Origin of the sequence: Sphingomonas japonica (assembly GCF_006346325.1) — a bacterium.
In the GTDB taxonomy this organism is placed as follows: domain Bacteria; phylum Pseudomonadota; class Alphaproteobacteria; order Sphingomonadales; family Sphingomonadaceae; genus Sphingomonas; species Sphingomonas japonica.
In genome coordinates, this window is record NZ_VDYR01000003.1 from 20,754 (window position 1) to 40,875 (window position 20,122).

The window sequence follows — 20,122 nt, forward strand, 5'->3', positions numbered from 1 at the left end:
GGCGCCTCAGGCCGCTGCGGCCGCCGCCACGCTGTCGCTGCGCCAGACGACGGGGCGGAACACCAGGATCAGCGCCATCGGCCGATCCGACGGCTTGGGCGGCGCCAGAACGAAGCCGGCGGGACCTGCGCGATACAGCCCGCCATTTTCGGCAGTCATCCCATCGGCGATGATTTCCGCACGGATCTCGTCGCCCTCGGTGCGATCGAGGTCCGCCAGCGCCACGAACTGCGCGTCGCCAAGTTGCACCCACTCGCACAGCGCGCCCAGCTGGACGGCAGGCGTCAGCGTTCCCGTGCCGATCGGCACAACCATCCGATAGAATCCGTCCGCGGTCGGGCGCGCGTCGATGTCGAGCTTTTGCTGACCGCTCGATCCGAGCAACATCACCGGCACTGGCACGCCGGCACCTTCGAAATCGGCGTTGCGCAGGTCGAGCGCATGTCGCGCCGACCCGAACAGCGCCAGGTTGAGCGCCAGCCCGTGGCGCTGCAGCTCGCCCGGCACGAACATCCGATCGGTGGTGTTGAGATAGGCGGGGCCGCGCCTGCGCAGCCCGGTGGTGGAGGCAGACCCGTCGAGCAGCCGCACGACGTCGTCGCTGCCGAGATTTACGTCGTGGTCGAACGCTTCGAGCAGTTCGACCTCGCGGGCGATCGGCAGGAACATCAACCGCGCCAGCACCGCCGCGGCGGACCGGCGATCGGCGTCGCGATCCTGGACGGCGTTGGCCTTGACCACACCGCGCGCGGCGTTGGCGACATAGGCGATTGCCGCGGCCTGCACGGCGTCGCGCACGGTGCTTTGCGCTCCCTTGATCCCGCTTGCCGCGCGGATCGGGCTGCCGTCGCTGCGATAGTCGGTGGTCGAACCCTGTGCCACGGTGCACAGCTGTTCGAGCACCGCGATCGATCCGCTGAGCGCATTGAGCACGCGTGCCTCATAATGGCGGCGGTCGAGGAAGCCGGCCTTGTCCAGCCCAGACGCGACGCCCTCTCGTAGCATCAGGTAGCGGCCGACGACGGTCAGTTTCATGCGATCGGCCAGCATCGGCGCGACCAGATTCTGGACGGTACCGTTATATCCCAGATCGACCAGCATCACCGCATCGCCGTTTTCGACTCCGGCAGCGGCGAGATGCGCGATCAGGCGATCGGCGAATTGCCGCGATCGTGCGACGATGCGCGCGACCTGCTTGCGCTCCAGCACTGCCCTGCGGAACGCGCCGCGCGTGCCGCCCGCTTGCGCCTGGCGGCGTTCGGCGGCGGTGAGCATCAACTGGTCGGCCAGTGTCGCGGTCGAGACGCGGTCGAGCGTGTCGATCACATGCACCTCCACGCTGGCGGCATCGACGAACGATGCGCGGGTGGCGGTGATGCGGCTGATCTCGACCGCCGCCGCCGGACCGTCCGCACCGAATGCGGCCCGGAACATCTCTAGTGGCAGATAGCCGTCGCGCATCAGGAACAGCGGGCGTACCGGCTTGCCCAGCGCATCCGACAGCGCCGCGATCTCGTCATGCAGCCACTGGCTGAACTCGTGCAGCAGGGGGCCCAGCACGTCGTGACCGAGCATCGCGGCGGGGCTGTCGTCGCTGCGCAGCGCCACGGCTGCGCGATGCCGCTGCCATGCGGGCGTCGTCATCCGCACCGCGGGATCGATCATCGCTGCCGCGCCCGCCTCGAGCCGCAGCCGCTGCTCGCTCGCGCGATCGAATTGGATCAGGTGCGCGCAGCCGATGCCGAGCCGGGAAGGGGCGTCGCGATCTGCGGCGGGGTTGTCGCCGACATGGAACAGCGCCTGCGGATCGATGCCGAGTGCGGACAGCACCTGCGCGAACAATCCGGCGGTCTTCCCGACGCGGTATTGCGACGACACGAAGACGCGGTCGATCAGCGCCAGCACGTCGGCGCCGGCCGCCTGTTCGATCAGCATCCGCAACTGCGCCTCGCTCAGATACGTGTCCGAGACGATGACGATGCCAAGTCCGCGCTCCTTTGCGGCGCGCATCAGGGCAATGGTGGGAGCGAAGCCGAAACAATGCCGCGCCTCGAGCGCGCATTCGTGCGCAACTGCGCGCGCCTGCTGCTCAGCGTTCGCGGTGGGATCGAACGTGCGGTGGATGGTTGCGAGATCGATCTCGATCCCCTTGCCGCGGTTGCGCTGGCGGCGGCGCGCGGTGCGCTCTGCCCACATACGCGGTTCGACGGCACCGCCCGGCAGGTCGATACCCGCGAAAACGTCGCGCGGCGCCGCGACGTCACGCCACAGCAGCGTGTCGAAACAGTCGAGCGAGAGCGTCGTCACCCCGGGCGGCAACTGGTCGAGCAGCGATGCGATCGCATGCGCGCGGATGGTCAGCTTGGTCACGCCATGTCCCCCTGGCAATTCTGTCCGGGTTATTGACGGCCAGGGTTAGCAAGCAGTTAAGGCGCTCCGGTCATCGCGCGGCAGTCCAGCGCTGCGTCTTGCACAGGAAAGCGATGCACCCCTTGACGCTGAGCGCACCCGTGCCTTCGCGCCTCAGGACCGAACGATAGCTCTTGCCGCTCTTGGGGTCGTAGATGCGGCCTTTCCACTCGTCGCCAGCGGCGGCGAAGCCGCTGAGGATGTCGATCCCGACCAGCGGACGCGCGCGCAATCCGGGTTCGGGATTGTTGGCATCGGTGGTCGGCGCGCCTTTGGGCGCCTTGAGCACGCGCACGATCTTGCCGCACAGAGACGCCCCGCACGGCGCGATCGCGATCAGCGCCGCCTTGTCCTGGGTGAGCCAGCGCCCCGTGACCGGCGCGGGAGTGGGGGCGGCCATGCCCGAAGTGGCCAACAGCGTGATCGCTGCGCCCATCGCTTTCAACCGCACGGCCAATCTCCTAACGCAGCTCCAGCGGCACGATGCAGGAGGAGCCGATGCGCGACAAGGGCCGAATGGGCGGCGGCTGGACGATCGGGATCATCGGCGGTTCCGGTCTCTACGCTGTCGACGGGATTGAGGACGGCCAATGGATCGAGGTGGCAACGCCCTGGGGCGCGCCGTCCGACGCCTTGTTCACGGGCCGGGTCGGTCACGTTTCCGTCGTGTTCCTGCCGCGTCACGGCCGCGGCCATCGCATCGCGCCGGGCGAGATCAACGCGCGGGCGAATATCGACGCGCTGAAGCGGCTGGGCGTCACCGACATCCTGGCGGTGTCGTCGGTTGGCAGTCTCGCGGAAGCGCGACCGCCCGGGAGTTTCACCATCGCCGATCAGTTCATCGACCGGACCAGGGGGCGGCCGCCGAGTTTCTTCGGAACCGGCATGGTCGCGCATGTTTCGTTGGCCGATCCGGTCTGCCCGCGATTGTCGCGCTTGGCAGGCGATGCCGCCGAGGCTGCCGGCGCGCAGGTGCATCGCGGCGGCACGTATCTCGCGATGGAAGGCCCGCAATTCTCGACGCGTGCCGAGAGCAACCTGTATCGCCAGTGGGGCTGCGACGTGATCGGCATGACGGCGATGCCCGAGGCGCGGCTCGCGCGTGAGGCTCAGCTGCCCTACGCGCTGGTCGGGATGGTGACCGATTATGATTGCTGGCGCGAAGGCGAAGACGCCGTCGATGTCGCACAGGTGATCGCGCAGCTTGGCGCAAACGCCGCCAAGGCGCGCGCGATGGTGGTCAATCTTCTGCGCTCCTTGCCGCGAACGCGCGAGCCGAGCCCGATCGACAGCTGCCTCAACAGCGCGTTGATCACCGCGCCATCGTCGCGCGACCCGGAATTGCTGGCCACGCTCGATGCGGTGATGGGGCACCGGCGATGAAGCGGCAGGCCGCACGTCGCAACGGGTTGCCCTGACCCCGATCGGCTCCCTATCAGGCGAGGGGAAGGGGAAATCGATGACCAGCAGCCTGTTCCGCCGCAAACCGATCGTCACCGAACCGCGGGAGGGCGAACATGTGCTCGCGCGGACGCTCAGCTGGCCGCATCTGATGGCGCTCGGGGTCGGCGCGATCGTCGGGACGGGCATCCTGACGCTGATCGGCGTCGGTGCCGACAAGGCGGGGCCGGCCGTGATCGTGTCGTTCGCGGTCGCGGGACTGATCTGCGCCTGCGCGGCGCTTGCCTATGCGGAGATGGCGACGGTGATCCCGGCGTCGGGCAGCGCCTATACCTACAGCTACGTGGTGATCGGCGAATTGGTGGCGTGGATCATCGGATGGAGCCTGATCCTCGAATATACGCTGGTGGTCAGCGCCGTCGCGGTCGGATGGTCCGGCTATGCCGCGCCGCTGCTCGGCCAGTGGGCGGGGGTGCCGATGGCTCTGATGCAGGGACCCGAACTAGGCGGGATCGTCAACCTGCCGGCGATCGCGATCATCGGTGTCGTCGCGGGCATGCTGATGCTGGGCACACGCGAAAGTGCCACGGTCAATGCGATCCTGGTGCTGGTCAAGATTGCGGCGCTGATCGTGTTCGTCGCGGTCACGTTTCCGTATTTCGATGCCACCAATTTCGAACCGTTCAGCCCCTATGGCTTTCCCAAGAGCCTTGGCCCCGATGGCGTCGAGCGCGGAGTGATGGCGGCCGCGGCGATCATCTTCTTCGCCTTTTACGGATTCGACGCGATCGCGACCGCGGCGGAGGAAACGCGCAATCCCGATCGCGACCTCAAGATCGGTATCGTCGGGTCGATGGTCGCGTGCGTCGTGATCTATATGGCAGTTGCCGCCGCGGCGATCGGCGCGATCAGCTATACCCGCTTCGCCGACAGCCCCGAGCCGCTGGCACTTATCCTGCGCGAACTGGGGCAGCCGCTGGCAGCGCAGTATCTGGCGGCCTCGGCTGTGATCGCACTGCCGACGGTGATTCTGGCGTTCTTCTATGGCCAGAGCCGGATTTTCTTCACCATGGCGCGCGACGGCATGCTTCCAGCATCGCTGGCCAAGGTGTCGTCGCGGGGGACGCCGGTCAGGATCACCCTGTTCACCGCCGCGATCGTCGCGGTGCTGGCCGGGATCGTGCCGCTGGGCGAGCTTGCCGCATTGGCCAACGCCGGGACGCTGGCGGCGTTCAGCGCCGTGGCGCTTTGCATGCTGATCCTGCGCCGCCGCGCTCCGGATACTCCGCGCCCGTTTCGTACCCCCGCGCCCTGGCTGGTCGGGGGCGTGGCGATCCTTGGCTGCGCCTATCTGTTCTTCAGCCTGCCCACGCAGACGCAATTGTGGTTCGGAATCTGGAATGTGGCGGGGCTGGCGGTATATTTCCTGTACGGTCGGCAGCGAGCCATCGCAGCAGGGTAACAAAGGCGGCAGGCGGGCGTCTTCGTTCGCCTAGACCGGGCGGCCCCCGTCAGGAACGGGCAGCGTCGTCCCTACCGGGAGGCAAGTGCCTCCCGGCCTTCTGGCGCTGCCCGCACCCTTATGCCGCGAGCTTGCGCAATACGTACTGCAGGATCCCGCCGTTGAGGAAATATTCCAGCTCGTTGACGGTATCGATCCGGCACCGGGTCAGGAACTTCTCGCTCGAACCGTCGGCGCGGGTGAGGGTGACTTCGACCGGCTGGCGCGGCTTGATGTCGGCGACGCCGTGGATCGTGAAGGTCTCCGATCCGTCGAGCTTGAGCGTCTGACGGGTCACCCCATCGACGAACTGCAGCGGCAGCACGCCCATCCCGACCAGGTTCGAGCGGTGGATACGCTCGAAGCTCTCGACGATCACGGCCCGGACGCCGAGCAGGTTGGTGCCCTTGGCCGCCCAGTCGCGCGACGATCCGGTGCCATATTCCTTGCCCGCGACGATGACGAGCGGGGTGCCGTCGGCCTTGTGCCGCATCGCCGCGTCATAGATCGGCATGATTTCGCCGGCATAGCGGGTCATGCCGCCCTCGACGCCCGGCACCATTTCGTTCTTGATGCGGATATTGGCGAAGGTGCCGCGCATCATCACCTCGTGATTGCCGCGCCGCGCGCCATAGGAGTTGAAGTCGGCGCGGCTGACCTGATGCTCCTGCAGGAACCTGCCCGCAGGCGAATCCGCCTTGATGCTGCCCGCCGGGGAGATGTGGTCGGTGGTGATGCTGTCACCCAGGATCGCCAGCGGCTTCGCCTCGATGATGTCTGCGGTCGGTGCCGGCGTCATCGTCATCCCTTCGAAATAGGGCGGGTTGGCGATGTAGGTCGATCCCGCACGCCATTGATAGGTGTCCGACCCTTCGACGCCGATCGCCTGCCAATGCCCGTCGCCGAGATAGACGTCGCCATAACGCGCACGAAACATGCCGTCGTCGATATTGGCAGCAACGGTGGCGGCGACCTCTTCGTTGGTCGGCCACACGTCCCTCAGATATACCGGGCCGTCCGTGCCCTCGCCCAGCGGCGTCTCGACCATGTCCTGCGTCACCGTGCCCTTGAGCGCATAGGCGACGACCAGCGGAGGGCTTGCGAGAAAATTGGCGCGCACGTCGGCCGATACGCGGCCCTCGAAATTGCGGTTGCCCGACAGGACCGAGGCCGCGACGATATCGTTGCCGTTGATCGCCTTGCTGATCGGCTCGGCGAGCGGGCCGGAATTGCCGATACAGGTGGTGCAGCCATAGCCGACCAGGTTGAAGCCGAGCGCATCGAGATCCTCGGTCAGTCCGGCCTTGGTGAGATAATCGGTGACGACCTGGCTACCCGGCGCCAGCGACGTCTTGACCCAAGGCTTGGGCTTGAGCCCGAGTGCGCGGGCCTTGCGCGCGACCAGCCCCGCCGCGACCAGGACGGACGGGTTGGACGTGTTGGTACAGCTGGTGATCGCGGCGATCACGACGTCGCCGTCGCCGATGTCGTGATCGCGGCCCTCGACATTGACGCGCGCCGGTGCCGACTTCTTGTAGACGCTGGCTAGGTCGCCGTTGAACACGTCATCGACCTTGCCCAGCGCGACCCGATCCTGCGGGCGCTTGGGTCCGGCCAGGCTGGCCTCGACGCTGCCCATGTCGAGTTCGAGGGTGTCGGTGAAGATCGGGTCCGGCACGTCGTCCAGCCGCCACATGCCCTGCGCACGGCAATAGGCCTCGACCAGCGCGACATCCTCCTCGGGACGGCCGGTCAGGCGCATATAATCGAGCGTCTTGTCGTCGATCGGGAAGAAGCCGCAGGTTGCGCCATATTCGGGCGCCATGTTGGCGATCGTCGCGCGATCGGCGAGGCTCATGCCGGCAAGGCCGGGACCGTAGAATTCCACGAACCGCCCGACCACGCCGCGCGCGCGAAGCATCTGCGTCACGGTCAGCACCAGATCGGTGGCGGTAATACCCTCCCGCAAGCGCCCCGTCAGCTTGAAGCCGACGACCTCGGGGATCAGCATCGACACCGGCTGGCCGAGCATCGCCGCCTCCGCCTCGATGCCGCCGACGCCCCAGCCGAGCACGCCCAGGCCGTTGATCATCGTCGTATGGCTGTCGGTGCCGACCAGCGTGTCGGGATAGGCGACCTTCGACCCGTCGGGCGCATCGGAGGACCACACGCCGCGGCCGATATATTCGAGGTTCACCTGATGGCAGATGCCGGTACCCGGCGGCACCACCGCGAAATCGTCCAGCGCCTTCGATCCCCATTTCAGGAACTCGTAGCGTTCGATGTTGCGCTGATATTCAAGATCGACATTGGCCTCGGCGGCCTTGGGCGTGCCGAATTCGTCGACCATCACGCTGTGGTCGATGACGAGGTGGACCGGTACCTGCGGATTGATCTTGGCCGGGTCGCCGCCCAGCCGGGTGATCGCGTCGCGCATCGCGGCGAGATCGACGACGCAGGGCACGCCGGTGAAATCCTGCATCAGCACTCGCGCCGGGCGGTACTGGATTTCGCGGTCCGAGCGGGCATCCTTCTGCCAGTCGACCAGCGCCTGCGCATCCTCGGGCGTGACCGTCACGCCGTCCTCGAAGCGCAGCATGTTTTCGAGGAGGACCTTCATCGAAAATGGCAAGCGGCTGATGTCGCCGAGCTTTTCCGCCGCCTTGGCCAGCGAGTAAAAGCCATAGGATGTACCGCCGACGTCGAGCGTGTCGCGGGTACCGAGCGTGTCCTGGCCGATTGCCGTCATGCGAAGACCTTTCTTGTGCAACCGATGCGGCGGGGAGGCGGCATCGAGCCGCGCGGCGCTCCGGTTTCGCTGCAGATGCGAGATTCGTCGGGGCTGTAGCAAGCGCGCCGGGGTTGGGAAAGGGCGAGTGGCGGGATCGAGGCCGGATCGACAAATGAAGCAATGCGCATCGCAATCGCGACCGGCCCAGCGAGATCTCGGTTTGCGAGGATCGTTGCATGACGCGAATGAACCGCCCACAGGGTGAAGCGTTGACCATGGCTGCCAATTCACTTGCGCCATTGCGGCGGCGCAGCCGTCCCCCATTTCAGGATACCGCATGACGCTTCAGGTAGTTTCGCCGACCGCAACGGTTTCCGACGATGCCGAGGTCAGGCGGCTGCAGATCGTTCGCGGCGATGATCTCGCCGGGCTCACCGACGATCCGCGGTTGACGGCGATCACCGATCTCGCGGCGGCGCTGTCCGGGGTTCCGGTAGGGCTCATCACCACGATCGACGCCGCCGATCAGCATTTCCTCGCGCGGACCGGTACCGACCTTACCGGAACGCCTCGCGACATCAGCTTTTGCACTCACGCAATTCGCGGCGACGGGCTGATGGAAGTGCGCGACGCGACTACCGATCCGCGCTTTGCCGACAATCCGCTGGTCACCGGGGAACTCAACATCCGCTTTTATGCCGGTGTGCCGTTGCAGGTGGACGGAACGGCGATCGGATCGCTGTGCGTGTTAGGGTTCGAACCCCATTCGCTGACGCCGCTGCAGCACCAGGCGCTCACCGTCCTGGCGCAGAATGTGACCACGCTCATCGCGGCGCGGCGCGGCGAGCGCGAGCAACGCATCGCCGCCGATCGCTTCCGCGACGAACGCGACGATCAGGCTGCGCGCTTTCGGGTGCTGGCTGACACCATGCCGCAGATGGTGTGGTCGACGACAGCGGACGGCTCGCACGATTACTATAATGCGCGCTGGTATGAATTCACCGGAATGACGCCGGGTTCGACCGACGGCGACGAATGGCATGGCATGTTCCATCCCGACGACCGCGATCGCGCCTGGACGCGCTGGCGCGAATGCCTCGCCAGCGGCGACGATTACGACATTGAATATCGGCTGCGCGACGCGCACGGCCAGTACCGTTGGGTGTTGGGCCGGGCGCTCCCGATTCGCGACGACAACGGCGCGATCATCCGCTGGTTCGGCACCTGTACCGATATCCACGAGCACAAATTGGCGTCCGACCAGCGCGAGATTGTCGCGCACGAACTGAGCCACCGGATCAAGAACATCTTTTCGGTTATCGGCGGTCTGATCGGATTTTCGACGCGCGAGCATCCGCAGTTCAAGCCGGTCGCGGACACGCTGCGCGACCGTGTGATGGCGCTCGGCCGCGCGCATGATTTCGTCCGCCCGCACAGCGAGGCTTCGCGACCGGCCGCGCCGCAGTCGAGCCTCCACGGTATGCTGGCAGAATTGCTTGCGGCGTATCAGACGCCGGGTCTTCGGCGAATCTCCATTACCGGCGATGATCCCGAAATCGACGATCAGTCGGCGACGCCGCTCGCCTTGCTGTTCCACGAACTCGCCACCAACGCAGCCAAATACGGCGCCTTATCGACACCCGACGGCGTCGTCGGTCTTCACGTCGCCGTGGAAGATGCGGCGGTGGTGTTCAATTGGACAGAAGTCGGGGGGCCGGCGGTCGCCGTCCCGGCAAGTCAGGGGTTCGGCAGCCGACTGATCGAACTCAGCATCGATCGTCAGCTGGGCGGTTCGGTGACGCGTGACTGGCGCCCGGAGGGCCTTGTCGTTGTGGCGCGCATCCCGCTGATGGCTATGACCCGGAAGCGAAAAGGATGACGCCCTCGGCCGGAGTGGCGAGAGGGGTGCCGGCAGCGGCGATCTCCGCCGCCGACAGGATTGCGGTATCGCTGAAAGGCTTGCGGATATAGCCGATCGCGGTCTCTGCACGGGGTTCGATCTGCTGGGGATTGGCGGTGACGTAGATCACCCGCGTCCCCTTGCCCGCCAGCGCGCAAGCGATCGCCGGGCCGGTCGGCCCGTCGCGCAGGTTGATGTCGACGAACGCGATCCGCGCGTCCTCGCCGTGCGTTATCGCTTCCTGCTGGTCGGCGGCGATTGCGATAACGCGATATCCTGCCTCGCCAAGGATGCGCTCGATATCCATCGCTACGAAAATCTCATCCTCGACGATCAGGATCGTATGCTCGGAGCGGGGTGTGGCATCGCACGACATCATGGTTCCAAATCGACCGGATATGAACAGCGGTTGCCTTCGAATGCATGAGCGCCTGTGCGGTTCCCAAGCCGACCTTACACCGTTCCCCGATCCGTGCCAACGCTGGCGGACAGCCGTAAATAGAGCGGTAACGCTCTTTTCGTGATGGCAACGCCGAGCACCCGGCTATCGTGCAGCGCAAAGGGAACGGTAATGACCATCGAACGGGGAGTGGACGGGAATATGGGGCGGGCGCCTTGACCGGATCGACAACGGTCATTCCCCTGCTGCCCGCGCTGGGCGAGCGCATCGCCGCCGAGGATCGCCTGCGCGGTACGCTGCTGCTGGAATGCAGCGACGCCGCCGAACGCGGCGATTTCGCAGCGCTGGCGGCGGCGGGGCGTGCCTATCGAGAAGCCGATCAATCGGCGCGCGCCAAGGTCGAGATGGCGGCGCGGCTGTTCGTCGATCCCTGAGCCGGACTTACGTCTCGCGAAACACGCCGCAGGCGATGCGGCTGCCGCTATTACCCGACGGATCGGTCTTCATGTCGTCGGGTCCGGCGTGGACCATCATCGCCGATCCGTCGCCGTCGAGCAGACCCTCCATCGTTCCCGACGGCAGGGTGAAGGTCAGCGTCGCTGCGCCATCGCTGGCGACGTCCAGATTCGGCATGTCGCCGGCATGCGGCCCGGCGGGGTTCTGGGCGCCATGCTGCATCGTCGTCGGGTTCCAATGCCCGCCTGCGCTTTCAAATCCGGGTGCGTCGCAGCGGCCAGTGGTGTGGACATGCGCGCCATGCGGGCCGGGCGGCATGCCCATGCCTTCCACGACGATCTGAATGCCGTCGGCCATCGCCGTCGCCGTCGCGGTGCCGACATTGGCGTTGGTCGCGGTGCGCAATTCGGCGGTCGCGACGCGTTCGGCAGGCGCACCTACCATCGGCTCGTCCATTGGCGCACAGGCCGACAGGGCGAGCGCCGATCCGGCGATTGCGATGGTCATCGAACGTGTCTGCACGGTGTTTCTCCCGAAATTGCTGTGCAGGGGGAATGAGCGGGCGCGCATCCTGTTCCATCGTGACGCCGCTTCCCCTCGCGTCCGCTCGACCCTAGATCGATAGCGATGCCCGACTTGCCTGCCATTGCCGCGGCGACGCTGATCGTGATGCGCGACGTGCCGACCGGTCCACCCGAAATTGCGATGGTCGAACGCGCGCAGGCGATGGCATTCGCCGGAGGAGCGCTGGTTTTCCCAGGTGGACGGGTCGATACGGCGGATCGCACGTTGGCACAGCGCTTCGGCGGCGACGCTGACGATATCGCCGCGCGGATCGCCGCGATCCGCGAGACGATCGAGGAGGCCGGGATCGCGATCGGCCTGTCGCGCCCGCTGGATGCGCCTGCGATCCGGGCGCTTGGCAGCGACGTCTATGGCGGCGTAGCGATCGGCGATGCGCTCGATTCCCGTGGGGTTTCGATCGATCCGGCGGCGTTGACGCCATTTGCCCGCTGGCTGCCCAAGGGGGTGGCGCACCGAATATTCGACACGAGTTTCTACATCGCCAGGGCGCCGGTAGATGCCCCGCAAGCCCGGGTCGACGGCGGCGAGAATGTGCGGCTGATCTGGGCCAGCGCTCAGGCGATACTCGACGACGCCGATGCCGGCCGCTGCGAGATCATCTTTCCTACGCGTCGCAACCTCGAGCGACTGGCGCGGTTCGCCAACGTCGATGCGGCACTGGTCGATGCCGCTGCCTGCCCGGTGACGACGGTGACGCCGTGGATCGAGGAGCGCGGCGGTGACCGCTTCCTGTGCATTCCCGAAGGCCTAGGCTATCCGATCACTGCCGAGCGGCTGGACGCGGTTCGCCGCGCGTGAAGGCGATCCGGCAAGCGGTAGGGGCGGGCGTCATCGCCGCCTTCCTGATCGGCGCGGCCTTTCTGCTCTACGCGGCGGCGAAGAATCGGCCGCAGGATCTGCCGTGGACCGATCTCGACCTTGGCCAGCCGGTGGGCATGTTCACCGCGGCGAAGCTCACCGCATTGACCGGCGATTTTCGGCAGTGCCGAAGGCTGCTCGACCGCGCCGGGGTCGCTTATACAGCGCTGGCGCCGGTCGGCAGCGAGGCGCAGTGCGGCTATGCCGACGGCGTGCGGCTCGACACTGGCGGCTCGCGGCGCCTGCGGTTCGCTCCGCCCGGCCTTGGCGTATCCTGCCCGGTGGCGGCGTCGCTCGCGATGTGGGAATGGAACGTCGTGCAGCCGGCGGCGCAGCGATGGCTCGGGCAACGCGTCCGGTCGGTCGAGCATTTCGGGAGCTACAATTGCCGCCGCCTATATGGCCGCGATGCCGGTGCGTGGAGCGAGCATGCCACCGCCGATGCGGTCGATATCGCCGGATTCATCCTGGCCGACGGCACCCGTATAACGGTGGCGGGGGACTGGGACGCTGACGGCGAGGAAGCCGACCAGGCGGCGTTCCTGCATGCGGTGCGCGACGGCGCTTGCGACCTGTTCGCGACGACGCTTTCCCCCGACTATAACGCGGCGCATCGCGACCATCTCCACCTCGACCACGCAAAACGCGGCGCGATGCGGTGGAGCGTGTGCCGCTGAAACCGGCCGATCAGTTCGGCAGCGCCGCGGAATCGACCTTTTCCACCCACGCCGGATAGAAGCTGGGCTGCCGGTTCGACCAACCCGCGGCGGTCGCTGCCGCCTCGCTGATCGACTGCAGCAACTGGCGGCGCAATTCGGGATGAAGGTGCGGCAGCGCGGCGGCGGCGCAGAAGGCCGCGGGCAGCCACGGCCGAACCTCTGCACCGACCAGTCGCTCGTACAGGAAGCGATAGGCCTGGAAGCTGGTAAGGCGACCTTGGCCCAGGTCGAACGCGCTGACCGTTACCAGGGGCGCGAGGAACGGCTCGATCGCATCCAAGCCGCTATCATCGGGAACCAGCGCACGGACTTCGGGAAGTCGGTCGTACATGCGAGCCTGCGCGCGAATGCTGGCGGCTTCGACGATGTCGCGCGACCAGCGCGCCATCGCATCTTCGCGATCGAGGCCAACGTCGAGCGACCGGCGCACATAACGCTGGGTTGCTGCGGGAAAGCCCGCAAATTCCTTCATCTCGGAAAGCGTCATCGCGCCTTCGGCCGGTTTCATGCGAGCACCCATGATTTTCACCCCACCGCTAATTCGACACCGTTCATCATGCACGGCGATGGTTAACGGATCGCTGAACATGGTCGTCGGGTGCCGTTCAGCAAGGAATCACAGCAATGGCTGCGTTGCAACATCGCTTGCGGCCAAGTGATTGAACTGCACAATAAGGACGCAAGCTGCGATATTTGCGCAACTATCGTGCACTCGTCACTCAGTTGGCGGTAAGCCGGACCAACGCGCGCGGGACCCAGCCGGATATACACGGCCCGTCATAGCTGCGCGGACGCTCTACCCTGGCCTGGAGCCCGCAATCGTCCGTGCTCTCCGTGCCCGGGACGACGACCACGCCCAACCAGCGCTGGTCGATCGATCGCGTACAGACATATAGCCGGGTGCCGTTGGCTACACGGACAGTTTCCCCACCCTCGTCGAACGGTGCCGCACGGACAGGCACCGTGGCATCGCCGGCTTCGGTGACGACGGCGCGGATCGCGCAGGCGTCGAACGCCGGACCGCTCTCCCCGATTCGTACCGCAACCGTTCCGGGATCAAGCGCTGTGGCGCTCACATCCGCCGTGTCGAGCGTATTGCGATTGGGCGGATCGACGTCGCAACCGGCGAGCAGAAGCACAGTGCCGAGCAAGGCGCGAAGAGGGTGGTTGAGCATCGCCACCAGATAGCGGGGCAGGTCCGTCAAAGCGATGGCTTTGCGCGACGAAATGCCGGCTATCACGCTGGATCGCGAAAGGTTGCTCGGTTCATCGGAAAGATTGCGCGACCGAACGCTTGCAGCTTTCCCGCACATGAACGCCGCGGCTAGCAAGATGTCAGGACAACGGGGACCTTGGGGGGTCGCATGACATTCCGGACGCTGACGGCGCGCTTCGCGCTGGCGCTATCGCTTTGCCTGATGACATTGGCTCCGGCCCAGGCGCGGTCCTGGCAATGTGCGCCGTATGCGCGGGAAATCTCCAGCGTGAAGATCTTCGGCAACGCAAATACCTGGTGGAGCCAGGCTGCCGGTCGCTATGAGCGCGGCAATATTCCAAAGGTCGGTGCAGTATTGTCGTTCAAGTCCTCGTCGCGGATGCGGCTGGGGCATGTCGCGATGGTGTCGCGCATCGTCAGCGATCGCGAAGTGCTGTTGACCCACGCCAACTGGTCGCGCCGCGGCGGGATCGAGCGCGACGTTCGCGCGGTCGACGTGTCGGATGCCGGTGACTGGTCTTCGGTGCGAGTGTGGTATGGGCCGATCGGCGATCTGGGCACCAGCGCCAATCCCGCCAACGGCTTCATCTATGGCGACGGCGCACCAACCGATGACGAGGGCGAACTCGCCCCGCTGATCATCGCCACCGCAGTTCCCGCGCCGATGGGCGAAGCCATGCCGATGCCGGAGTAAACGGGCTATCGGGCGGCGTCACGCGGGCGTGAAGGTCATCGCCACGCCGTTCATGCAGTAGCGCTTGCCGGTCGGCTTGGGCCCATCGTCGAAAACATGGCCCAGATGCCCTCCGCAGCGCCGGCATTCGACTTCGGTGCGCTCGAACAGCATCGACCGGTCGGGCTTGAGCGTCACCGCATTGGCCCGGACATCGTAGAAGCTGGGCCAGCCGGTGCCGCTCTCGAACTTGGTCGACGACAGGAACAGCGGCAGCGTGCAGCCGGCACAGGAGAAGATGCCGGCGCGCTTCTCCTTGTTGAGCGGCGACGAGTAGGGGCGTTCGGTACCCTCCTCGCGAAGCACGTAGAATTGCTGGGGGGTCAGCCGTTTGCGCCACTCGGCCTCGGACAGCGAAAGCCGCGCCTGCGCCGACGCGACGTGCGGCATCGCGAGTGCGATCGGGGTGAAGCCGGCGGCGGCAAGCAGATGGCGTCGGGTGGTACGCATGGGAATCTCCATTCGGGGCTCAGGCAAGATACGCCTGAAACGCCGATCGGGTTACCTGCCGGCACGCCTCCGAACGAAAGCTGAACCGTGTCGGTTCAATATCGGCTCAGTTCGACCGGCAGCGAACGGTAGCCGTGGACGAAACACGCGGCGACCCGTTCGGGCTCGCCCGCGACGTTGATACGCAATCGGCGCTTGGCCATTTCCTCAAGCAGTAGGCTGATCTGGAGTTCGGCGAGGCGCGCCCCGACGCAGCGGTGGATGCCGTGGCCGAACGCCAGGTGTCGGCGCGCATTGGGACGATCGACGCGGATCATGTCGGCATCCTCGAACACGCTCTCGTCGCGATTGGCCGAGACGTACCACAAAGCGACCTTGTCGCCGGCCTTGATCGCATGTCCCTGCAGATCGGTATCCTGCGTGGCGGTGCGGCGCATGTGGCTGAGCGGGGTCTGCCAGCGGATGATTTCCTGCACCGTATTGTGGATCAGCGACGGATCGGCTTCGAGCTTGGCGCGCTCGTCGGGAAACTGGTCGAGCCCATAGGCGAACGCGGTCATCGAATTGCGCGTGGTGTCGTTGCCGCCGACGATCAGCAGGATGAGGTTGCCGATGAATTCCATCTGATCCATCTCTGCCATCGCGTCGGAATGGATCATCATCGAAATGAGGTCGGGAGTCGGCTCCTTGCCGATCTTGCCGTCCCACAGATTCTTGAAATAGGCGCCGCATTCGAACATGTGCATCAGCCGCTGCTGGCGCAGTTCGTCGTTCTTGACGAGTTCGATGTCGCCGGCCCAGTCGGACCAGAAGGTCAGCTTGCGGCGGTCCTCCCACGGAAAGTCGAACAGGATCGCCAGCATCTGCGTGGTCAGTTCGATCGAGACGGTGTCGACCCAATCGAAGCGCTCGCCGATCGGAAGCGTATCGAGGATGTCGGCGGTACGATCGCGAATATTCTGCGTCATCCGCGTCATCTCGCTGGGCGTGAAGGCGGGAGCGACCGTGCGGCGCTGGCCGGTGTGCTTGGGCCGGTCCATCGCGATGAACATCGGCATCTTGACGTCGACGCCTTCTTTGAAGTCGGCGATGGTGATGCCGGCAGCTTCGGACGAATAGAGATCGGGGAGCGATTCGACCTCGACCAGCGGCTTGTAGGAAGCGACCGACCAATAGGGGCCGTAATCCGAGTCGGCGGTGTAGTGGATGCCGCCCTTGGCGCGGATTTCCGCAAACGGGGCGTGCCAGGTGTCATCGCGATAGAGTTCGGCGCGACTGACGTCGAGCGGATCGACGGTTCCGGTCTTCGCTGCGGACGGTGCCAACGTGGCCATGCTACCTCTCCCTTGGGGAGCAGCATGCCTTAACTGACAAGGGTGTCAATATCGCGCGTGGTTGCGGAGCGACGGAACAGCCCGGTCCACCGGAACTTGGGCCCGGCCGATTGCAGCACGCCGCGGCGGAATGCGCGGGCGCCGATCGACACGCTGATCGCCACCCACAGCAATTGCCACGCGAGCGCGGCAAGGTGGGGCCATAGCTCGGGCGAATTGGCGGCGCGGGCGCCCATGGCAAAGGGCGAGCTGAACGGAAACAGCTCGGCGCCGAAAGCCAGCCAGCTGCCGGGCTGCGACGCAGCGGCCGACGACAGTCCGAACATCGCCACCTGGAAGATCGTGATCGGCAGCGAGAGCATCTGCAATTCGCGCGGCGTCGATGCCTGCGCACCTATGCCCAGGAACACCGCGCCGAGCAGCATGTACGCCATGGTGAAATAGGCGATGAACAGCGCAGCGAACGCCGGCCAGCCGATCGCGGGGCCGATCGAGGACAGCGCCTGCGTCGCTTCGCCGGGCAGGAGCTGTCCGACATTGAGGACGATCGTCCCCCAGAAGCCGAGGAACAGCAGCGCGACGCCGAACATCCCGATGAGCTTGCCCAGGAACACGCTTTCCAGCGGGACCGCGGCGGCGAGGACTTCGATCACCTTGTTCGAGCGTTCCTCGGCAAGCGTGCCGACGGCCTGGCCGGCGAGCAGGAGCGTCAGGAAGAACAGGCCGAACACCGTCAGGAACGCGGCTTGCCCCTGCCCGCCGATCGAGGTGGTGGCGCGTTCGGTCGGGGTCAGCGTCGCTTGCGAGAAAGTCCGCCCGGCATTGTCGATGCGGCGGTCGCGCTGAACCTGCTCGGCAAGCGCGGCCAGATAGCGCGCCTTGAGCGCACCGTCGCTGTACAGCACGCGCGGGCGGTCGAGCGGGGCGATCATGACCGCGGTGACGTCGACGTCGCGGGCGTCGAACAGGCCGCGCGCCTGCGCCGCCGGATCGCCGCTCGGCGCGTCGATGCGAATCGCCGCAGGGGCGATCTGGTCGTTGAAGATGGCGCGAAGGCGGCGGTCGGCAGCGACCAGCGCCGCGCTGTCGGCGGGCGGCGCGATTACCACCAGTACTTCCTTACGCTCCGACGACTTGGACATGGTCGAGGCGCCGATGCCGCCGATCGCGCCGAAGCTGAGCATGATCAGCGGCGCGAGCAGGAAGATGAGGAAGGTCGGCGTGAATACGGTGGCGATGAAGTCACGGCGCGCGATCGTCAGCGTCTGGCGCACCATGCGTCGGGTGCCGCTCATGCCGCCGCCTCGATCGCATCGCGCCCGACGATCTTGACGAATGCGTCGTGGAGGCGCGGCCGCTCGATCGACAGTCCGGCGATGCCGTGTCCGGCTTCGATAAGGCGCAGGATCAGCGGTTCGATCCCGGCGCCGGGCACCGTGAACCACCAGCCGTCATCCTTGTGCTCGGCATCGGCAGGAAGCAGCGCGGCCAAGCCCGGGCGATCATGGTCGGGCACATAATGCGCACGCATCGGCAGCATCGCCCGGGCATCGCCGACGGTCCCTTCGAACCGGCATTTTCCGCCGGCAATGATGGTGAGGCGATCGCACAGCCGTTCGGCATGCGCCATGACGTGGGTCGAGAAAAGGATCGTCGCGCCGCGGTCGCGCTGCTGCAGGATCAGCGCTTCGAGGCGTTCCTGGTTGACCGGATCGAGCCCCGAAAAGGGCTCGTCGAGGACCAGGAATTCGGGCTCGTGGACCACCGATCCGAGCAATTGCACAAGCTGCGCCATGCCCTTCGACAGTTTGCGGATCTTTTGATCGACCGCGTGGCCGAGACCGGCTTCCTCGAGCAGCACCACGGCACGCTTGCGCCCGGTCGCCCAGTCGAGCCCACGCAGTGCGCCAAGAAACGCGATGGCCTCGCGTGCCTTCATGCCGGGATAGAGGCCGCGCTCCTCGGGCAGGTAGCCGACCTGATCGCTGGCGTCGCGGGGGGAGGTGTGGCCGAGCAGCGTACGGCTGCCGGCGTCGGGCTCGATGATGCCGAGCAGCATCCGCAGCGTCGTCGTCTTGCCGGCGCCGTTGGGACCGAGAACGCCGTAGATCGCGCCGGCGGGAACCGAGATTTCCACCCCATCGACGACCACCCGGTCGCCGAAGCGCTTGACCAGCCCGGTCGCGGTCAGCGCTGGCGCCGCAGAAACCACTTCACCCTCCGTTCGGATCGCGACTTGAGGGCGATGGGCCAGCGTCGGATCAGGCCGCGGTCGCGACCTTCTTGCTGATCTCGCGCTTCAGGCGGCGCGCGCGCAGCGAGAGCTTCTCGCTCTTGGTCTTGAGCAGCCAGTTGTCGAGCCCGCCGACATGCTCGACCGAACGCAGGCCATTGGTCGACACGCGCAGCTTGACGCTCTTTTCGAGTGCTTCCGACATCAGCGTGACATTCTGCAGGTTGGGCAGAAAGGTGCGCTTGGTCTTGTTGTTGGCGTGGGAAACATTGTGGCCCACCTGCCGGCCCTTGCCGGTCAGCTCGCAAATGCGCGACATCGCTATGGCTTCCTGATTTCAGTGCAGGGGAAATTGCCCCGGAAAGTCGGTGCCGTTAGCGAGAACCGCCGTCGCAGTCAACTCCGCCCCCGCGCATGCTCGCCGTTGCAGTGCAACCCGGATGGGGCATAAGGCGTTATTTCGCAAGTGAACCGACAGGGAGAATGACAATGCGTGCGATCCTGGTGCTGCTCGGCCTCGCCGCGCTCGTTCTCGTCGTCCTGATGTCGCTGGGATTCGTCAGCCTCGAACAGACGCAGCAGGCATCGATCACGCCTCCCGAGTTCAAGGCCGATGTCGGGCGCATCGACGTCGGAACGTCGAACCGCACCATCGAAGTGCCGACGATCGAAGTCGAGAAGGCCGATCCGGCTCCCGCCGATCCGGCCCCGGCACCCGCGCAATAGTCGCCGCTTGCCGGGATTTCCCCTGCCGCCGCCGATGCGTGCGGCGCTCGATGCCGCTCGCTTGGCTGCCGATCGCGGGGAAGTTCCTGTCGGAGCGGTCATCATGCGCGGAAACGCCATCGTCGCCACCGCTGCCAATGCCCCGCGCGAGCGCCGCGACCCGACCGCCCATGCCGAGATCGTCGCGATCCGGGCAGCCGCGCGCGCGCTCGGCAGCGACCGGCTCGAAGGATGCGATCTGTGGGTGACGCTCGAGCCGTGCGCGATGTGCGCTGCCGCGATCAGCCACGCGCGAATCGCTCGGCTCTATTATGGAGCGTCGGACGAAAAGGGCGGGGCGGTGGAGCATGGTCCGCGCTGGTTTACCCAGCCGACCTGCCATCACCGCCCCGAACTCTATTCCGGCATCGGCGCAATGGCAGCCGGCGAACTGCTCCGCCGCTTCTTCGCCGCACGCCGGTGATGCTGGC

At 66.2% G+C, this 20,122-nt stretch carries 21 protein-coding genes; 9 read left to right on the forward strand and 12 right to left on the reverse strand.

Annotated features, from left to right (window positions below; all coding sequences use genetic code 11):
* Nucleotides 1-6: 6 nt before the first annotated feature.
* Both FHY50_RS13630 and FHY50_RS13635 read right to left on the reverse strand, forming a co-directional pair.
* Nucleotides 7-2,370, reverse strand: a complete 2,364-nt coding sequence (locus FHY50_RS13630; protein ID WP_140231490.1) for a hydrolase — start codon at nucleotides 2,368-2,370, stop codon at nucleotides 7-9.
* A 70-nt stretch (nucleotides 2,371-2,440) separates the two neighbouring features.
* On the reverse strand, nucleotides 2,441-2,860 hold the full coding sequence (locus tag FHY50_RS13635; RefSeq protein WP_244935380.1) for a DUF2147 domain-containing protein: 420 nt from the start codon (nucleotides 2,858-2,860) through the stop codon (nucleotides 2,441-2,443).
* 65 nt (nucleotides 2,861-2,925) lie between these two features.
* Between FHY50_RS13635 and mtnP the strand changes: the two genes are divergently transcribed.
* Nucleotides 2,926-3,792, forward strand: coding sequence for an S-methyl-5'-thioadenosine phosphorylase (mtnP, locus tag FHY50_RS13640; RefSeq protein WP_140231566.1), 867 nt, complete (start codon nucleotides 2,926-2,928; stop codon nucleotides 3,790-3,792).
* A 76-nt stretch (nucleotides 3,793-3,868) separates the two neighbouring features.
* On the forward strand, nucleotides 3,869-5,272 hold the full coding sequence (locus FHY50_RS13645; protein ID WP_140231491.1) for an amino acid permease: 1,404 nt from the start codon (nucleotides 3,869-3,871) through the stop codon (nucleotides 5,270-5,272).
* 118 nt (nucleotides 5,273-5,390) lie between these two features.
* Here the strand turns inward: FHY50_RS13645 and acnA are convergent, their stop codons facing one another.
* Nucleotides 5,391-8,060, reverse strand: coding sequence for an aconitate hydratase AcnA (acnA, locus tag FHY50_RS13650; RefSeq protein ID WP_140231492.1), 2,670 nt, complete (start codon nucleotides 8,058-8,060; stop codon nucleotides 5,391-5,393).
* A gap of 319 nt (nucleotides 8,061-8,379) precedes the next feature.
* Between acnA and FHY50_RS13655 the strand changes: the two genes are divergently transcribed.
* Nucleotides 8,380-9,921, forward strand: coding sequence for a PAS domain-containing protein (locus tag FHY50_RS13655; RefSeq protein ID WP_140231493.1), 1,542 nt, complete (start codon nucleotides 8,380-8,382; stop codon nucleotides 9,919-9,921).
* On the opposite strand, the gene FHY50_RS13660 is transcribed toward FHY50_RS13655, so the two are convergent.
* Nucleotides 9,896-10,321: a response regulator gene (locus tag FHY50_RS13660; protein ID WP_243846651.1), complete on the reverse strand. Its 426-nt coding sequence runs from the start codon at nucleotides 10,319-10,321 to the stop codon at nucleotides 9,896-9,898. The two genes, FHY50_RS13655 and FHY50_RS13660, sit on opposite strands and share 26 nt — an antisense overlap.
* Nucleotides 10,322-10,557: 236 nt before the next feature.
* On the opposite strand from FHY50_RS13660, the gene FHY50_RS13665 reads away from it, so the two are divergent.
* Entirely contained in the window at nucleotides 10,558-10,776 is a 219-nt protein-coding gene (locus tag FHY50_RS13665; RefSeq protein ID WP_140231494.1) for a hypothetical protein, read from the forward strand.
* A 7-nt stretch (nucleotides 10,777-10,783) separates the two neighbouring features.
* Here the strand turns inward: FHY50_RS13665 and FHY50_RS13670 are convergent, their stop codons facing one another.
* The gene (locus tag FHY50_RS13670) at nucleotides 10,784-11,320 is read right to left on the reverse strand and encodes a superoxide dismutase family protein (RefSeq protein ID WP_337250280.1); all 537 of its coding nucleotides are present in this window, start codon (nucleotides 11,318-11,320) and stop codon (nucleotides 10,784-10,786) included.
* Nucleotides 11,321-11,425: 105 nt separating this feature from the next.
* Here FHY50_RS13670 and FHY50_RS13675 point away from each other — a divergent pair, with 105 nt between their 5' ends.
* Both FHY50_RS13675 and FHY50_RS13680 read left to right on the forward strand, forming a co-directional pair.
* Nucleotides 11,426-12,181: an NUDIX hydrolase gene (locus FHY50_RS13675; RefSeq protein ID WP_140231495.1), complete on the forward strand. Its 756-nt coding sequence runs from the start codon at nucleotides 11,426-11,428 to the stop codon at nucleotides 12,179-12,181.
* The gene (locus tag FHY50_RS13680) at nucleotides 12,178-12,918 is read left to right on the forward strand and encodes an extensin-like domain-containing protein (RefSeq protein WP_420030892.1); all 741 of its coding nucleotides are present in this window, start codon (nucleotides 12,178-12,180) and stop codon (nucleotides 12,916-12,918) included. Before FHY50_RS13675 ends, FHY50_RS13680 begins: the two co-directional genes overlap by 4 nt.
* Before the next feature lie 10 nt (nucleotides 12,919-12,928).
* Here FHY50_RS13680 and FHY50_RS13685 read toward each other — a convergent pair whose 3' ends face one another.
* Complete coding sequence (locus tag FHY50_RS13685) at nucleotides 12,929-13,480, reverse strand: transcription elongation factor Spt5 (RefSeq protein ID WP_140231496.1); 552 nt, start codon at nucleotides 13,478-13,480, stop codon at nucleotides 12,929-12,931.
* A 199-nt stretch (nucleotides 13,481-13,679) separates the two neighbouring features.
* Nucleotides 13,680-14,165, reverse strand: coding sequence for a hypothetical protein (locus FHY50_RS13690; protein ID WP_140231497.1), 486 nt, complete (start codon nucleotides 14,163-14,165; stop codon nucleotides 13,680-13,682).
* 159 nt (nucleotides 14,166-14,324) lie between these two features.
* Here FHY50_RS13690 and FHY50_RS13695 point away from each other — a divergent pair, with 159 nt between their 5' ends.
* Nucleotides 14,325-14,870, forward strand: a complete 546-nt coding sequence (locus FHY50_RS13695; RefSeq protein ID WP_140231498.1) for a CHAP domain-containing protein — start codon at nucleotides 14,325-14,327, stop codon at nucleotides 14,868-14,870.
* Nucleotides 14,871-14,888: 18 nt separating this feature from the next.
* On the opposite strand, the gene msrB is transcribed toward FHY50_RS13695, so the two are convergent.
* The 5 genes from msrB to rpmB all read right to left on the reverse strand — a co-directional run bounded on the left by msrB (nucleotide 14,889) and on the right by rpmB (nucleotide 19,245).
* Nucleotides 14,889-15,359, reverse strand: a complete 471-nt coding sequence (msrB, locus tag FHY50_RS13700; protein ID WP_140231499.1) for a peptide-methionine (R)-S-oxide reductase MsrB — start codon at nucleotides 15,357-15,359, stop codon at nucleotides 14,889-14,891.
* Between the two features lie 95 nt (nucleotides 15,360-15,454).
* Entirely contained in the window at nucleotides 15,455-16,693 is a 1,239-nt protein-coding gene (locus FHY50_RS13705) for a cytochrome P450 (RefSeq protein ID WP_140231500.1), read from the reverse strand.
* A 29-nt stretch (nucleotides 16,694-16,722) separates the two neighbouring features.
* The gene (locus tag FHY50_RS13710) at nucleotides 16,723-17,988 is read right to left on the reverse strand and encodes an ABC transporter permease (RefSeq protein WP_140231501.1); all 1,266 of its coding nucleotides are present in this window, start codon (nucleotides 17,986-17,988) and stop codon (nucleotides 16,723-16,725) included.
* The gene (locus tag FHY50_RS13715) at nucleotides 17,985-18,905 is read right to left on the reverse strand and encodes an ABC transporter ATP-binding protein (protein ID WP_140231502.1); all 921 of its coding nucleotides are present in this window, start codon (nucleotides 18,903-18,905) and stop codon (nucleotides 17,985-17,987) included. The genes FHY50_RS13710 and FHY50_RS13715 overlap by 4 nt, the downstream gene beginning before the upstream one ends.
* 49 nt (nucleotides 18,906-18,954) lie before the next feature.
* Nucleotides 18,955-19,245 carry a 50S ribosomal protein L28 gene (gene rpmB, locus FHY50_RS13720; RefSeq protein WP_140231503.1) on the reverse strand — a complete coding sequence of 97 codons (291 nt, stop codon included), beginning with the start codon at nucleotides 19,243-19,245 and terminating at the stop codon, nucleotides 18,955-18,957.
* Nucleotides 19,246-19,415: 170 nt separating this feature from the next.
* On the opposite strand from rpmB, the gene FHY50_RS13725 reads away from it, so the two are divergent.
* Both FHY50_RS13725 and FHY50_RS13730 read left to right on the forward strand, forming a co-directional pair.
* Nucleotides 19,416-19,652: a hypothetical protein gene (locus FHY50_RS13725; protein WP_140231504.1), complete on the forward strand. Its 237-nt coding sequence runs from the start codon at nucleotides 19,416-19,418 to the stop codon at nucleotides 19,650-19,652.
* Between the two features lie 34 nt (nucleotides 19,653-19,686).
* A complete protein-coding gene (locus FHY50_RS13730) occupies nucleotides 19,687-20,115 on the forward strand; it encodes a nucleoside deaminase (protein ID WP_140231570.1) in 429 nt (142 codons plus the stop codon).
* Nucleotides 20,116-20,122: the final 7 nt, after the last annotated feature.